The organism is Streptomyces sp. NPDC002785 (assembly GCF_040295565.1).
GTDB lineage: Bacteria > Actinomycetota > Actinomycetes > Streptomycetales > Streptomycetaceae > Streptomyces.
The window spans coordinates 37,919-53,545 of record NZ_JBEOVN010000002.1 but is presented as its reverse complement, the minus strand read 5'-3'; the positions used below and the strand labels follow the sequence as shown (position 1 = coordinate 53,545).

10 protein-coding genes and 2 pseudogenes are annotated in these 15,627 nt (G+C 67.2%); 3 read left to right on the top strand and 9 right to left on the bottom strand.

From position 1 onward, the window contains the following. The first annotated feature begins 57 nt into the window (after positions 1–57). Positions 58–1,118, top strand: a pseudogene (locus ABTZ94_RS01085) (IS630 family transposase). 420 nt (positions 1,119–1,538) lie between these two features. Here the strand turns inward: ABTZ94_RS01085 and ABTZ94_RS01080 are convergent. Genes ABTZ94_RS01080 through ABTZ94_RS01070 form a run of 3 tightly spaced genes read right to left on the bottom strand, consistent with a single transcriptional unit; the run spans position 1,539 to position 6,080 of the window. After that, a complete protein-coding gene (locus ABTZ94_RS01080; protein ID WP_351196214.1) occupies positions 1,539–2,738 on the bottom strand; it encodes a M20 family metallopeptidase in 1,200 nt (399 codons plus the stop codon). A 25-nt stretch (positions 2,739–2,763) separates the two neighbouring features. Further along, entirely contained in the window at positions 2,764–5,214 is a 2,451-nt protein-coding gene (locus ABTZ94_RS01075) for a tyrosine-type recombinase/integrase (protein ID WP_351196212.1), read from the bottom strand. Next, on the bottom strand, positions 5,211–6,080 hold the full coding sequence (locus tag ABTZ94_RS01070; protein ID WP_351196210.1) for a tyrosine-type recombinase/integrase: 870 nt from the start codon (positions 6,078–6,080) through the stop codon (positions 5,211–5,213). Before ABTZ94_RS01070 ends, ABTZ94_RS01075 begins: the two co-directional genes overlap by 4 nt. 216 nt (positions 6,081–6,296) lie before the next feature. Between ABTZ94_RS01070 and ABTZ94_RS01065 the strand changes: the two genes are divergently transcribed. Beyond that, positions 6,297–7,022, top strand: coding sequence for a dienelactone hydrolase family protein (locus ABTZ94_RS01065; RefSeq protein ID WP_351196208.1), 726 nt, complete (start codon positions 6,297–6,299; stop codon positions 7,020–7,022). Positions 7,023–7,182: 160 nt separating this feature from the next. On the opposite strand, the gene ABTZ94_RS01060 is transcribed toward ABTZ94_RS01065, so the two are convergent. The 6 genes and pseudogenes from ABTZ94_RS01060 to ssd all read right to left on the bottom strand — a co-directional run bounded on the left by ABTZ94_RS01060 (position 7,183) and on the right by ssd (position 13,984). Next, positions 7,183–7,767, bottom strand: a complete 585-nt coding sequence (locus ABTZ94_RS01060; RefSeq protein WP_351196206.1) for a DUF6262 family protein — start codon at positions 7,765–7,767, stop codon at positions 7,183–7,185. After that, on the bottom strand, positions 7,764–9,509 hold the full coding sequence (locus ABTZ94_RS01055) for a tyrosine-type recombinase/integrase (RefSeq protein WP_351196204.1): 1,746 nt from the start codon (positions 9,507–9,509) through the stop codon (positions 7,764–7,766). The genes ABTZ94_RS01060 and ABTZ94_RS01055 overlap by 4 nt, the downstream gene beginning before the upstream one ends. Positions 9,510–10,279: 770 nt before the next feature. After that, a complete protein-coding gene (locus ABTZ94_RS01050; RefSeq protein WP_351196202.1) occupies positions 10,280–11,428 on the bottom strand; it encodes a tyrosine-type recombinase/integrase in 1,149 nt (382 codons plus the stop codon). 82 nt (positions 11,429–11,510) lie between these two features. Then, the gene (locus ABTZ94_RS01045; RefSeq protein WP_351196200.1) at positions 11,511–12,005 is read right to left on the bottom strand and encodes a hypothetical protein; all 495 of its coding nucleotides are present in this window, start codon (positions 12,003–12,005) and stop codon (positions 11,511–11,513) included. 57 nt (positions 12,006–12,062) lie between these two features. Next, positions 12,063–12,926: pseudogene (locus tag ABTZ94_RS01040) on the bottom strand (TadA family conjugal transfer-associated ATPase); the annotation flags it as partial. Further along, positions 12,923–13,984, bottom strand: coding sequence for a septum site-determining protein Ssd (ssd, locus tag ABTZ94_RS01035; protein ID WP_351196329.1), 1,062 nt, complete (start codon positions 13,982–13,984; stop codon positions 12,923–12,925). The pseudogene ABTZ94_RS01040 and the gene ssd, both read right to left, overlap by 4 nt. 566 nt (positions 13,985–14,550) lie before the next feature. Between ssd and ABTZ94_RS01030 the strand changes: the two genes are divergently transcribed. Beyond that, entirely contained in the window at positions 14,551–15,390 is an 840-nt protein-coding gene (locus ABTZ94_RS01030) for an HAD family hydrolase (RefSeq protein WP_351196198.1), read from the top strand. Positions 15,391–15,627: the final 237 nt, after the last annotated feature.

Here is a 15,627-nt window from a genome sequence, read left to right as displayed (position 1 = left end):
AGCGTCTCCTGAGCTATTGATCCGAAACGCTTGTGATTCTGGGTCGTTGAGCTGGGTGTGAGCGATCTGGTGGGGGACGCGCGGCATCTGTCGCCGTCGGCTCAGGAGGCCTTGCGTCTGCGGGCGGTGGCCGCGTTGGTGGCGGGGCGGGGTCGTGAGGACGTGACGGCGGTGTTCGGGGTGTCGCTGAAGGCGGTCGACATCTGGTGGGCGAAGTGGCAGGCCGGCGGTCGGGAGGCGCTGGTCATGCAGCCGCGCGGCAAGCCAGTCGGGGTGCATCAGGTGCTCGGGGAGGCCGAGCAGGCCGCCGTGCGGCAGGCGGTCCTCGACCATCGGCCCTGCGACGTGGGGCTGAGCGGGCAGTTGTGGACGCGGCGGCTGATCGGTGACCTGATCGCGAAGCTGTACCGGGTGAGGCTGACTGAACCGGGGGTGGGCAAGTACCTGAAGCGGTGGGGGCTGTCGTTCCAGCGGCCGGACAAGCGGGCCGTCGAGCAGGACCCGGAGGCCGTGGCGCGCTGGCATCAGGAGACCTGGCCGAAGATCCGCGCGAAGGCGAAGGCCGACGGCGGTGAGATCCTCTTCGCCGACCAGGTCGGCATCCGCTCCGACCAGGTCACCGGCCGCACCTGGGGCGAGAAGGGGAAGACTCCCGTCGTGCGGCGGAGCGGGAACCGGTTCTCGGTTAACGCGATGTCCGCGATCAGCACCAGGGCCGGATGCACTTCATGGTCTTCACCGAGAGCTTCACCGCCGAGGTGATGTGCCGCTTCCTCGACCGGCTCGCCGGCCACTTCGACCACAAGGTCCATCTCGTGGTCGACGGGCACTCCGCCCACCGTTCCAAGAAGGTCCGCGACTGGCTTGCCGCCCACCCCGAAGCAGTCGAGCTGCACTTCCTCCCCGCCTACTCGCCCGAGCTGAACCCCGACGAGTTGGTCAACGCCGACCTCAAGCACAGCCTGCCCAAGCAGCACCGAGCCCGGAAACAGACCGAACTCGCCGCCGAGACCCGCCGCTTCTTCCGCCGACGCCAGCGCCAGCCACACATCATCCGCGGCTACTTCGGCGGCCCGCACGTCCGCTACGTCCTGGACGAGAACCCCATGAGTTTCTGATCAATTGCCATGTGCTTCTCCCGGTTCGAGGGTTGGCCGCACTCAAGGAGGCGGCTCCCACGGGCATCATCTCGCGAACGGGAGGGGCAGGCAGGCAGACTTTCATGCGCGTAGGTGAGCGCGTCCACCAGCTACTGGAAGCAAGCTAATGATCTTTTCTTCGGCGAGCACGATCGGGACGCCCGGGCTGCCCTGATTCCCGACCGGCCGGCTGCGCTGTCCTCCTTTCGGCCAGTGGCGGGTGGCAGCCGGCCCGCTCGGGCCGACCTACTGGACCTGCGGCTGAGAGGCGAGTTGAGATTCGCAGGTCTCGCTCGAAGCACGAGGACGAGCAGGACAGCCCGCCCGTAGGCGGCGACGCGGACTCGTCTCAGGCTTGATCAAGGAGATGTCTGAGGATCGGTTCTGGCCCGCAGGACATCAAGCCTGCAGGTCCATCAGGGTGAGTACTGCATGGTGGTAGGCGGCCTGGACTGCGGGAAGTGCGGAGAGGTCGGCTTGTTCATCGGTCCCGTGCAGACCCGTGTATGGAAGGCCGAATCCGGCAGTCGTAGCGATCTTCTGGGTGGCGAAGAGGTTCCCGATATTCGATGGGCCCGCGACCTTGGTCTGGGGAATGATCCCGGCTGCGATGGCGCCTTCGAGGAGGGCGGCGGCGGGCTGTTCGGTGGGGTCGAGTCGGAAGGGCGGCCAGGACAGGACGCTCGTGAGCTCGGTGGGGCGGGAGGCGGGAAGCTGTGCGTCAAGCTGAGCGGCTGTCTTGCGGATGATTGCCTCGGCGGCGTTCGCGTCGAGGACGTCGGTGAGGCGGATATCGATACCGATGACGGCGTGGTCGGGGACCGCGGTGAAGCCCTCTCCGCCATGGAACTCGGTGACGGTCAGTTTGGGCGGCTGCGGGAAACCGGCTGGGGCCGGGGCTGGCAGCGGCTGGTTCTCCAGCAGGGTCACCAGGCGAGCCGCCCGGCTGATGGCGTTCGAAGGGCTCGGCTTGGAAGATCCGGAATGGCCGGCTGTGCCATGAACATGGAGCCGGGCGCGGTAGACGCCGCGGCCGCCGATTACGACCTCTTCGTGTCCGGGGTAGCCGATCATTGCCCCGGCGATGGAGGTGGGGTCGATGGCCTGCATGAGGGCGACCGCCCCGCCGAAGTTGCCAGTGTGTTCGTCGACGTCGAGCAACACCACTAGGGTGCCTGCGAGTTGGCTGGCCTGGCGGCTGACGGCGTCGGCGATGTGGCAGAAGATGGCCGCTGCGGACTTGGAGTCGGACGCTCCGCGGCCCCGCAGGATTCCGGCGGGCGTCACGTCGCCGACGGTCGGCGCGAAGCTCCATGCGGCCTCGTCGCCGAATGGGGCGGTGTCGAGGCAGGCGTCGAGAACCCAGGTGGGGCCGGGGCGGCCGCCGGGGATCTCGATGAGGACGGCGACGGAGTCGCCGTCCGGGTTGCGAAGGCGGCGGTGCGGAAGCTGTCTGGCCTGGAGCCACGTTCCCACGATGGTCAGTACAGGTTCGTAGTCGTCGATCCCGCCTCGTGAAGGAGTGCGGATCAGCTCCGAGGCAAGAGCGGCGACCGAAAGGGCATCGGCCTCGGCCTGGCGTCGAAGGTCAGCGATCACTGTGTCTCCGGGAGTCCGTGGCGGGTCATTCATCGTTCCCCTCCATGATGCGGGCGGCGATCTGGTTGAAGGTGGGGATTCCGAGATCGACTGTCTTTCGGCGGAGCTGTTCAGCGTCAAGGTGCGCCAGTTTCTCCTCGGCGCCAGCGCGGCTGACCTGCAGGCCTTCGATTTCGCCCAGCCAACCTTCCCGTTCGGCTTCGGCGATCCGGTCGCTCAGGTTGTCGCGGATCTCCTCGAGGCGCGGTCGCTCCTCCGGCGAAACGATCAATACGGGACAACGAACACAGGCATGTTCATGCTGGCAGTCGGTCCCGAACGCGCGCCCGCACTGGCCCAAGGCGAGCTTCCGGCGCTCGAAGTGCCCGAGGAATTCCTCCCATTCCTCGGCGGTGACGGACCGGTACTCCTCGGAGGGCCTGAGGCTGCGGCGGCGCGCGATGAAGGCCCGGTGTGCCTCGATCGCGTCGGTCGGATAGATCGCCGCATACCCCATGGTGGTATTGATGTTGCCGTGGCCTGCGATCACCTGGGCGATGTGCGGCGGCAGCCCGTTGAGGATCGAGTCCGTGATGAAGATTCGCCGGAAGTCATGCGGTTGGAAGTTGAGAGGTGCTCCGGAGTTGTCGGTGATTCCGGAGGCGGCCAGCATTTCCTTGAGCGACGCGCGGATCACGTTCTCGGAGACCGAGCGGTTCGTCCCGCTCGTTTGCCACTGGTAGAGAAGCGGCATGGGCGGGTTCCAGACGCGCTCGCCGGAGTCGTAGCTGGATACCAGGGGAACGGCGCCGTCCTTGCCACGAACGCGCATGACCACGGTGCTGAGGACATCGGCCAGTTCCGGGGTGACCAGCAGCAGTCGCTCCTGGTCGGTCTTCGATGGTGCGATTTGCAGCAAAGGTACGACTTCTCCGGTGGAGGGGAGCTTGTAGCTGATGATGCTGTGGTGTCCGAGCTCCAGGAGCTCTTCGATCCTGATGCCCGTGTGCCTGAGGATCTCGACGGTCGCCCAGCCCCAGAACGCCTTCTTCTCCTCCGCCCGGAGGTGGCGGCGGCGCCCGGTTCCGTCCATGGCGAAGGCGGGCTTTCCATCGGACCGCCCGGTGGAGAGAGGAAGGGTGAACGTCTCCCCGAGCGCGGTGAACTCGGCGCCCAGTGCCGTGCTGTCCATGAGTTCGAGACGAGTCTTGGCAGTGTCCAACTGCTGTTTTGCCGTGCGGACCAGCGCGGGCAGGACGGGCAGACGCTCCCGGGTTCGCCGGTCCATCCTGACCTTCTGGTCCTGCTCCATCTTCTTGACCGAGCAGTCCGCTTCGGTGAGCGGACTCGGTGCCGCCCAGAGGCCCCAGCGTTCGGGCTCGTCGACGGCCCATTGGGCGATGTCCAGGTAGAACGTCCGGACGAGGCTTTTGACAGAGGCGGCGCTTCCCCGCGGTGCGGAGATCATCACAGTCGTCCCGTCCGGCTTCCGCTGGGCGACGGACTTGACCGCGATGCGGGCCTTCCAGGCATCACTCACCTCGCGGGGCAGCCGCAGGGAGTCGATGCCCGGATGGTGTCGTTCCAGGTCCGCCCAGAACAACTTGGCGAGAGCCATGGACAAAGGCACCAGGCTGTTGAAGTCCACTGCGGTCTGGCGTTCGGCCAGGTAGGCGACGATGAGATCGCGGATGGGTTTGCACTGCAGGTTGTAGCGGTCGACGAGTTCAGTGGGGCTCAACTGCCCGTTGCGGACCTTGATCCCGTGCAAAGTCGCGGGAGCGTTGGCGGGAAACTGGCCCCGTTCCCGGAGCCAGGCGTAGGCGAGCCTGATCGCCGTGGTGCCGTCGCGTCCTTCCTGCAGCAGGGCGAGGACATCCCCGACGACGATGTCACTGACGTTCCCCCCGCTGGCCGCCATGATTCGGGCCAGCGCCTTCAACGCCTCCGACGCCATCTTTGTGTCCCGTTCGTGCGGCGGGCGGGACGCCAGCAACGTCCTGAACCCCTCGGGGTCGCGAACAGATTCGAGGCTTGGCCGCAGGTGTCGAGACGAGTTGTCCATGAGCCAACGCAGGCTCGGCCGGATAACATCCGCGCAGATCAGGAGCAACATCCCGGCTCGAAGGGATGCCCCTGTCGGGTTCCTGCCAATGGTCGGAGCCCAAGCCTGCACTGGGCTTGCCCAGCCTTGTGCAGAGGGCGAGCTCGGGCAGGCATCCCAGCGCCGCTGCCAGCTGTCCCCGGGGAACGTCTCCAGCCACTGCAGCAGCACGCGCGCGCCGACCAACCGCGCTTTGTGCGAGTTGGGTTGGCCAAACTGAAATGCTGGAAGCCGAAGCTGGTCCAGGACCGCTTCACGACTGGCCGCTGTAGTCGGCCATGTTGCCGACTGCGGGCGGGGCGGGAAGGTCTTGATCAGTGCAGCCGCTTCCTTGCCCATCGAAATGACGGTGCGGAATTCCGGCAGCACAGCGGTTGAGGCGGCCTGCGTCACTGTACCGGCCCTCCAAACAGGATGTTGAGGGACTCGGTTTTGTAGGCGGGTGCGGCCGGCGCCGGAGGCGGATGGTTCTTCTTGTGCTCCTGGCGGGCGTGGTGAGCGATGCCTGCCGCGATGACGTCGTCCTTGGAGGGACGGTTGTAAATGTCCAGCGTCGACAGGTACTTGTGGCCGAGGATGTGCTGGACGTAGACCGGCGGCATGTTCGGGTCGTCGAGCATCAAAAACGTCGCCGTGTGCCGCAGATCGTGGAGGGTCCAGTTGGAGCCCAAGAGCGCGTTGGCGCGGTTGAACATCATGCGTGCCGCGTCGTACTCCAGCGGCCGCCAGGGCCGCCGTAGCGTCCACCACAGCGGCCTGTGGCGGCCGCGTGGGACGCCCTTCTTCCAGGCTTCTTCCTGATAGAGCCGCAGCCAAACGAACGCATCGACGTTGGTGGGCAGTTCCTGGTAGTCGCCTGTGCCTTTGCGGATCACGCCGATGGTCTGCTGGCCGACGTTCGCGTCGCCCTGCTTGGGGCTGAGGAGTTCCTCTGCGCGGGCGCCGTTGGAGACCCAGAAGGCCAGCAGGGCCCGGTCGCGGTGCGAGCGGAGGCCGGCGAAGACCTCGGTGTACTTGTCCTCGGGGATGCGCCGCGGAATCCGCTTGGGGACGGTGGGACGGTAGCGGCCCTTCCGCTCGTTCTTGAACTCGTCCATCGGGTTGTGGTGTGAATTCGTCCGCTCACCTGGACGGCGTTCCTCGCCTTGGCCGTTGGGCAGACGCCGACCGCGGTGGCGCGAGCGATCCAAGGGGAACGGGTTGATCAGCAGAGCACCGGAGTGGTTGTCCAGGTGCCAGTCGTAGAAAGTCCGGAGCACGGTCTTTATCTAGTGCTGTCAAGTCTTGATGCAGTTCAGGCCCCTGTTGCTTGTTAAGGGAAGTTAGGCACGTTGCTGGGCGTCGATGCCCCCGCGGGAACCGGGTTTGTGACGGATCTTGTGAGCTATCGCCGCATTTCAGAGGGACACCCGCGTTGTTCTGCCAGCGGTGAACACCGGCCCGACCGGGCTCGACGGTCACTACGGTCCAGTCTCATGACGACGATTACAACGCGCACGGTCGAGTACCCGGCCGACGGTCTGACGATGATCGGGCACCTCGCGCTCCCGGCCGGTGTCGACCGCCGGCCCGCGGTGCTGCTCGGACCAGAGGGCATGGGGCTCAGCGACGTCGAGCGCCGCCGGGCCGATGCTCTCGCCGAGCTGGGATACGTAGCGCTGGCCTTCGACCTTCACGGCGGGCGCTATTTGGGTGACCCCGAGGAGATGCTGGCCCGTTGCATGCCGCTGCTCGCCGACCCCGACCGGATGCGGGGCATCGGCCATGCGGCGCTCGACGTGTTGCGCGCCGAACCGCGGACCGACCCCGACCGGATCGCCGCCGTCGGCTACGGCACCGGGGGCGCCGTCGGGCTGGAACTCGGGCGCGATGGCGTCAACCTGCGCGCGATCGGGACAGTCAACGCGACTACCACGGGCCGACCGGGCGAGGCGGCGCGCATTCGCTGCCCGGTGTGGGCCGGGGTCGGGTCAGAAGACCCGATCATGCCGCCCGCGCAACGGGACGCGTTCACCGCCGAGATGCAGGCCGCAGGCGTCGACTGGCGCCTCGTGGTCTACGGCGGCGCCTTGCACGCCTTCCACCACCCGCCGGTCGATCACCCCGTGGTCCCCGGCGTCGGCTACCACCCACAGCACGCGCAGCGCGCCTGGCACGACGTCATCGACCTGCTCGCCGAGTGCCTGCTCGTAACGGAGTGATCTGGTCAGCAACCGCGATTCCGGGCCGCGAGCCAGGCCGGTAGACCGCCACCGGCTCCGGTTTGTGGGATATCACCGCAGCTCAGAGAAATTGTGACGAGGTGCTCTGCGAAGGCGTTCCCACTCGGCGGCGGGAACCGGCTCCGCCCGATGACAGGGCTCATCCGGCTTCGGGGGCATCCGGGTTGGTGTTCTCCCTGCGCATCATCCTGCGCAGGCTCGCGCGAGCCGCGTCCCGGTCCTCCTCCGCCTCGGCAAGCTTCTCCTCCCACTCGGCCTTGCCCCGAGTCAGCGCTTCCCTCTCGGCGGTCAGCTCGGCGTTCTGGCGGCTGAGCTCGTCGATACGTGCCACCAGCTCGCCCGTGCCGACCTGGTCGAGTTGCTGCCCCAGCTGTCGTCGCACGGCGTCCTTGAGCTTGTCCCGCTCCTCCCGCAGTGCGCTGATCTCCTGGCGAGCCAGCGCCAGATCGGTCTTCAAGCCCGCCGAGCTGACGGAAGCCCCTGCGCTGGGCTTCGGCGGGTGCACGGCCTGCCGAGCACGTGCGGCGTCGATGTGCTCACGGACGCCCTCGGCGTAGACCAGCCAATTGGACACCCCGGCGGTCTTGGCGACGGCCGCGAAGGTGACGGGCTCCCCGCGGGCGACCATGTCGTGCAGTACCGCCAGGACTTTGGTCCGCTTGGTCTGGCTGTCGCGGAGACGGGCTGCCTTGAGGACCTCGGCGGGGACACGCTTGCCGCTCACTGGGCACCGCCCGGCTGCTGGAGGACGGTCAGCGGGAGCAGGGTGCGGCCGTTCGAGGCGCGGGTCTTGCGCAGGATCTTGCTCGCCTCTTCAATCTCGGTCCGCTCCTCAGCGGTCAGATCCTCGATCTTCCTCTTCATGTTGGCGGCGACGCGCTTGTAGGCGTCGATCTCCTCGTTCATGTTCCCGATCACCCACTCCGCAGTACCCAGCGCCTGCGCGGTCTCGCGTTCCGCCTTCATGGTGCGAATGTGATCCTCGATCACAGGCAGGTAGGACGGGTCGGGGCGGTAGAAATCGCAGCCCGCGCAGCGGAAGCGGAGCGGGCATGCCTTCCCGCCGGCCTTGACGTTGCTGGGCTCAACACAACCGCCGAACGGCGCCGCCACGGAACTCCGCTCGTAGGCGGCGTTGGACGGCATCGGCGCCGGACGTCCGCCACGGTCCACGGCGTGCTTGCGCAGCACCTCGACCGCTGCCCGCTTCCGCTTGAGTGAGACCTTGTAGTACCCCATCGTCGTTTTTGGATCCTTATGATCCAAAAAATCCTTGAGGATGTCCAGCGCGATCCCGGCGTCCGCACAGCGTTGAGCGAACGCGTGCCGGAAGGCGTAGGGGAAGACCAACGCCCGGTCGAACGGCAACGGTTGACCGTCTTCATCGAGGATCTCGGAATCCAACTGCGGGAGGGCGTCCACCCAGGCGCGAAGCATCCTTGAAGGGATGTCCGCACCGAGATGTCCCGTCTCCTTGCGCTCCGTTGCGGCAGGAAACAGGTAGCCGTCACCGTGCTCGAAGTCGCTCAATGCCGCGCGGCGGCGTTCCCACCGTTGGATGATCTCCGCTGACTCGATGTCGATGGGCAGGCGTCGCCGCAGGCGCTTGCCCTTGTTGTTGTCCCAGATCAGGTTGTAGTGGCCGTCGACCCACTCCAGACACCCCACCTTCAGGGTGACGACCTCGTTCGGTCGGCGGCCCGTGTCCCGCATGACCGCGTAGAGGGTGCGGCACATCTCCTTGACCTCTTCAGCAGGCATCGAACCGTGGGAAAGACCATCTCCCAACGTGTCCTGCTGCCGGTCGAGTTGGGCGATGACCGACTCGGGCACGGCTTTGCCGATCTCATCTTCGTTCGGCTCGGGCAACGCGATCCGGTGTGCAGGATGGCGGCCGAAAAGCCCCGGAAGGGTATTTAGCATTCCGGCGAGCTGGCCGAACTCCAGGATCTGCCAGAAACTCGACAGCGCGGTGTGCCGGTGCTTCTCGCTGTAAGGACGGCCGTCCTTCCTGGGCAGCGTGCGGAAGGCGGCAACGACGGCGGTCATGTCCGCGAACCCCAGGGCTGCGGGGTCCATGCCGCCTCCCGGCCGCAGCTCAAGGGCCCTGGAGGCCGCGATGCAGGCGGCCATTCTCGTGGACAGCTTGCCGCCAGTGGGATTGCTGCTGCGGGCCCACTGCATCATGACCGCCTGCAGCCACGGTTGCCGGATTTCGGTGAAGTCCGCCGTTCCTGCATTGCGGCGCGGCCGGATGCCGGTCGCCGAACCGATCCCGAGGGCCGGCAGGTCCCACACAACACGCTGTGTGGGGTCGATGCCATTGAAGTCATCGAAGGCCGAACGCAAATGACGCAGCATTTCCTGGGCATGGGCGATGACACTTGTGGTGCGGCCGAACGCACCCCGAGCGACGCTCTCCGGCGGGGCCAGGACAAGGCTGGGCAGGTCGAAGAGCTGGGACACGATCGACCGGGCAGCCCGCGGATCCAGCTTCCGGCCGACTGCGTCCCGCTGCTGGAGTGCGAACAGCACCTCGAGCCGCATCACGGGTACCAACGGGGCCAGGGAGATCTGGTTGCCGGTCATGTAGGGAGCCTGGCGACTTGCCCAGGTCTCGACCGAGTCGTGCGCCTCGGCCCCCCTGGCCTGCCAGCGGGAGTAGTGCGTCGGGCACAGGCGTGCGCGGACAGCGGATTCCGGCGAACAGCCGAGCACCAGGCACGGTGGCAGCGGCTCGTAGCCCGGCGTGGTAGCCGCCCACGTAGCCATGTTTTCGTCGGAGTCCTCCAGCCTCTGTCGCTTGAACACCGCGACCCACAGGCTGTAGTGGGACCTGCAGAGGCCGCGGACCGCGACTCGCCGTTGGCACCGACCATCCTCAGGACCGGCTGCACATTGGGTGAGGGGCTTGTAAGCCTGGAGCCTCGTACTGGGAGTGTAGGCGGCGTCGAACTCCTCCGAGCTCAGCCCTGCGCGTGCGAGTGCCTTCTCGCAACTCCTGCACCTCATGTTGGGTGCAGCATTCACCCGCGGGCACTCGGGGGTGCGGCACCTGTAGGCGACGGTGCGGGGGTTGTCGACGTCGCCGGTGAACAGCCACAGGGCCATGTCCCACTCGTTCGGACGCCAGTCGGGGTCGATGCGCCCCGCGAGGTAGGTTCGCCACTCCTCCAACCTGGCATCGCTCTGCGCCGGGACCGGCGTGATGCGCTCGACCAGCGCCAGAGTGCTGGTCATGCGCGGTCCTTCCGCAGGGCGGTGAGCCGTTCGACGGCCTCGCGCTTGTCGGTGTCGGTGGCGTGGATGTAGGGGGCCATCGAGGAAGGGGAGACGTGTCCCATAAGGTTCTGGATCACGTCATCCGGAGTCCCGCTTCGCTTCCACCGCGTGGCGGCGGAGTGGCGGAGCATGTGCGGGCGGGCGGCGAAGCCGGCTTTGACGGCCAGCCGGTCGAACAGGTCCTTGACGTTGGGGTACTTCATCGGCTGCCCCAGCGGGGCCCGGAAGAGGTTGACGAACACCATCTCGCTCTCGGCGGCCTGCGGGACCTGGTCCCGCTCGTAGACGTACTCGGCATAAAGGCCCGCCACGTCCGAATCGACCGGGATCCACCGCGGGCTGCGGGCCTTCGCCAGGGCCCCGTTGCTGTTCATCCGCCGCCGCACGTGCACGTGCCCGCCGGAGACGTGGCAGCCCAGCCCTGATGAGTCCGGCAGCAGGTGCATGTCCTGGCGGTGCAGCCCCAGCGCCTCCCCGATCCGCATCCCCGTCGCCCCCAGCAGATAGACCAGGAACCGGTCTCGTGCCCGGACGGTCAGGGCGAGCAACTGCGCGAACTGCTCATCGCTCAACCAGTCGTAGCCCGGCAACGCCACCCGGAACTTGATGGTCTTGGCCTCTACCGAGCGGAACTGCCCGCCCTCGCCAGGGCTGTAGCCGGGCGGCAGAAACGACAAGTACTTGGTCTCGGACAGCATCGACGCCGTCGCTGGTGCCACCCAGCCGAAGGGGACGCAGAACCTCAGGAACTCGCCCACCGTCGTCAGGATCTGGTTCGCCGTGGCCTTGTCCCGGTAGCGCGGCGTCGCACTGGACCGCGGACCCCGGAGCGGCAGAGGCTCCTTCACCAACCAGTGCAGGAACCGAGTCAGTGCGACGAACCCCGGCGCGGCCCAGTCCAGGCCGTTCGCAACGCAGTGCGACAGGTACAGGGCGACCCTGCCCGCGTACACCCGCTCCGTGTTCGGCGAGCAGTCCCGGGCCCGCAGCGACGCCAAGTACGCCGACGCCTCCTGGTGGAGCTCGTAGGAGTCGGAGACGACCACCCATGCCACTGACTCGTCGCCGGGGGACACGGCACGTTCGGCCTTGAATGCCTGCATACCGGTGAACGTAACAGATGTGACAGTCACCTATTAGATACCTTTCAGTGACGTAGAGTTGGGCACGCGCTTCGTACGTGCCTCACGCCCTACAACACCTACAGATAACCGTCTCGAAGTGGGCCCGGGTGGTGGGGGCGTACTTCTTGCCGATCGTGGGCTTGCCCGTCACCGGGTTCGGAGTTCCCGGCGCCGGCCCGCCTTTCCGGGACGGTGCGGGGATCTCAGACGAGTCCTTTCCGCGGTGGCGCCAGTGGACGCGTACCGGCTTGTCCGCCAGCTTCATCCACAGGGTGAAGTCCCGGGCGTCCTCGCGGGTCGCGCGGTCCCACTCGATCTCGAAGGCCCACAGGTAGCGCCACCACCGGAGCAGGTCCATGCCGTAAGAGCGTGGGGTCAATGGCGAGTAAGGGCCGGCCAGCAGGTCCTTGAAGTAGACGACTGTCGGCTCGACCGGTCTCCCGAACAGGTCCAGCAGTCGGTAGGGCTCCCAGGGATCTCCTGTCTCCAGCAATTTGCCTATTTCAGGCAGGACGAAGTTCCTCAGATCCCTTCCGGGACGTTGCTCACCGGCCATGAACGGAAGCTAGCAGAAACAGTGCCTGACCTGCGAAGACGTACGAGTTAGTTCGGTCAATACGCCGCAGCCGCCCTCGTGGCCAGTGTTCAGCGCGGCCAGCAGTTCGGTGACCTCGGCGCCCCGCACCTCCCCGACCACCAGCCGGTCGGGCCGCATCCGCAACGCCTGCCGCACCAGGTCCCTCAGGGTCACTCGCCCCACCCCCTCCTGGTTGGCAGGGCGCGACTCCAGGCGCACCACATGCGGGTGGTCCGGCCGCAGCTCCGCCGAGTCCTCGGCGAGCACGATTCGCTCACGCGCCCCGACCGCACCCAGCAGGCTCGACAAGAGGGTCGTCTTCCCGGCCCCCGTCCCCCCACTGATCAAATACGAGACCCGGGCTTCCACCAACGCCCTCAGCACCCGGTCACCGTCCGGCGGCACGGTCCGCGCCGCGACCAGCTCCGTCAGCGAGAAGGCCCTGGGCCGCACCACCCGCAGCGACAGACATGTCGAGCCGACCGACACCGGCGGCAGCACAGCATGCATACGGGTGCCGTCCGGTAGCCGCGCGTCCACCCAGGGCTGGGCGTCGTCCAGCCGCCGCCCCGCCACGGCCGCCAACCGCTGCGCCAGCCTGCGCACCGCGGCGACGTCCGGAAAGGTCACCCCGGTGAGTTCGAGCCCGCCGCCCCGGTCCACCCACACCCGGTCCGGCGCAGAGACCAGGACATCCGTCACGGCTGGATCGGCGAGCAGCGGTTCCAGCACCCCGGTCCCGACCAGCTCGCCCCGCAACTCATCGGCCGCACCGAGCACTTCGGCATCGCCAAGCAGTCGCCCCTGGGCCCGAAGAGCCGCCGCGACCCCGGCCGGGGTCGGCGCCGCACCACTCTGCGCCAGTCGCTGCCGTACGGCGTCGAGCAGCGTCTCGGTCATGACGCACCCCCACCGGCGCGTCCACCTGCACCCATCGGGGCGAGCGCCCGCTCCCAGAACGCCGTGCAGAACCTGGCCAGTGGGCCGCGCGCACTGCCGCCGGGCGGTGCACCGCCGTCCTGGGCGGCCAGCAGCCCTGCCTCGAGCGGAAGTTCACCGGCAAGCGGCAGCCCCAGCGCCTGCGCCACCCACCGTTCGTCGAGGCCCGCCGCGTACGGGCCGCGGGCCACCACCCGCAGGTCGTCCAGAACCATCCCGGCCATCGACGCCACCCGCTTCGCCGCCGCGACTGCACGAAGCTCTCCCGGGACCACCAACAGCCCGAGGTCCAGCTGTGCGAGCGCCTCGGCCACCGACTCATCGACCCGGCGCGGCAGATCGACGACCACCACCCCGCCGAGCCTGCGCGCGGCGGCCAGCACGGCCTGTATGGCCTGAGGCGGGATAGCCACCCAGTCGTCGCGGCCCCAGCTGAGCACCCGCAGACCGTGCAGTGCGGGCAAGGACTCCTCCAGTGCGCCTCCGCCGACCCGCCCTTTGGAATGGACGAAATCCGGCCACCTCATCCCATCGGCCCGTTCGCCGCCGAGCAGCACATCGATGCCCCCGCCGAGCGGATCGCCGTCGATCAGCATGGTCCGCCGTCCGGCCCTGGCCGCGGTCACTGCGAGGGCGCAGGCCAATGTGGATGCGCCAGATCCGCCCCGTCCGCCGATCACCCCGACGGTGAGTGCCGGCCGACCCACGCCTTCCGCCGCATTGGCGATCTGATCGACGAGCCAGCCCTCCGAATCGGGCAGCCTCAGCACATATTCGGCCCCGATCTCCACGGCGCGGCGCCAGACATCCGGGGCGTCCTGATCCCGGCCGACGAGCATCACACCGCGCCTGCGCACCGCTCCGCGGCACCGCTGGGCGGCATCGTCCCCCACCAGAATCATCGGGGCTTGCTCCCAGCTGCCTCTGCGTTCGGGCAATGAGTGATGAACTTCTGGTTCCGCTCCGGCGGCCGCGCACAGCCGCAACAGGTCGTCGAGGAGTTCCACATCCTCGGTCACGATCAGCGGCCCGCCCCGCCGCTCTTCGGCGGTCGGCAGACGATCCCGTGCGATGGATTCAGCCACGATCTCCGCCCCCTTCTCACTACACCTTCATCGCGGTTCGCGGTGATCTCGGAGCGTTCCGAGATCGGCGATTCCACAACCCGCGGACTTCGCGGCTGGAATCACCGTGCAGCGCTTCGGGAAATCGTGTGGATCTTGCTCAAAAACTGTGGACAACTCCACCGTTGTGAATATCTCTGTCGCTCATACCGGCGACTTCCGGAGAGCAGCACTTCCACTACGCACCGTGACGAGTCAAGATGATGAAAGACGGAACGAGAAGCGGGCCGTCGCGGCCTAAACGGAGGCAAAAAGCTTGATTCCGAACGACAGAAACGCGTCCGGACATGCGACGACCCCCGCCGGGGGGGAGAGCGGGGGTCGTCCCCACGGCCGACTCGGGGGGGGAGGAGCCGGACCGGGTTAGCACGGTCGCGAACGATCCGTGACTTCCATGGTGTACCCGAGAGCCTTCTCAGGCAAACCCACGCGCCGGAGTTTACGCCGAATGGTGGGCCCCTATGCTCTGCCTTGTGGAAAACCGCTTCTTGCCGCGCACAGCAGCCTTCTTTGACCTGGACAAGACGGTCATTGCGAAGTCTTCGACGCTGACCTTCAGCAAGTCCTTCTACCAAGGCGGACTGATCAACCGCCGCGCTGTACTGCGCACTGCGTACGCACAGTTCGTGTTCCTTGCCGGGGGTGCAGATCACGACCAGATGGAGCGGATGCGGGAATATCTCTCCGCACTCTGCAAGGGCTGGAACGTCCAGCAAGTGAAGGAAATCGTCGCCGAGACCCTGCACGATCTGATCGACCCCATCATCTACGACGAAGCGGCGACGCTCATCGAGGAGCATCACACCGCAGGACGCGATGTGGTGATCGTCTCAACCTCGGGCGCCGAGGTCGTCGAGCCGATCGGCGAGCTGCTCGGCGCCGACCGAGTCGTCGCCACCCGGATGGTCGTCGGTGACGACGGCTGTTTCACCGGCGAAGTGGAGTACTACGCGTACGGGCCGACGAAGGCCGAGGCGGTCAAGGCGCTCGCAGTATCGGAGGGGTACGACCTCTCGCGCTGCTACGCCTACAGCGATTCCGCGACCGATGTACCGATGCTGGAGTCGGTCGGCCACCCACACGCGGTGAATCCGGACCGCGCCCTGCGGCGCGAAGCGACCCTCCGCGAGTGGCCGATTCTCGTCTTTGACCGACCGGTCCGACTCAAGCAGCGACTGCCCACGCTCTCGCTGCCGCCGCGCCCTGCGTTGGTCGCGGCGGCAGCGCTGGGTGCAGCCGCCGTCACGGCGGGACTGGTCTGGTACACCTCTCGCCGCCGCGCCACCACGACCTCCGCCTGATGTACAAGCCGGGCGGCGCCCCGACGCCCCCTGGGCCCGCCGCCCGGCCGATCACTTGCACGGCGACCAATCAGTCCAGTTCATCCGGCCGAACCGAGTTGTCCAACTCGCCCGTAATTGAACCTAAAAGTAAAGAAGTATGGCCAGCACTACCGCTCACCCCGGCTCTGGAGTACAAAGGACTCAACGGCCCGCGAGACCAAGGACGTCCGAGAGGATTACCTGATAACGCAGAGA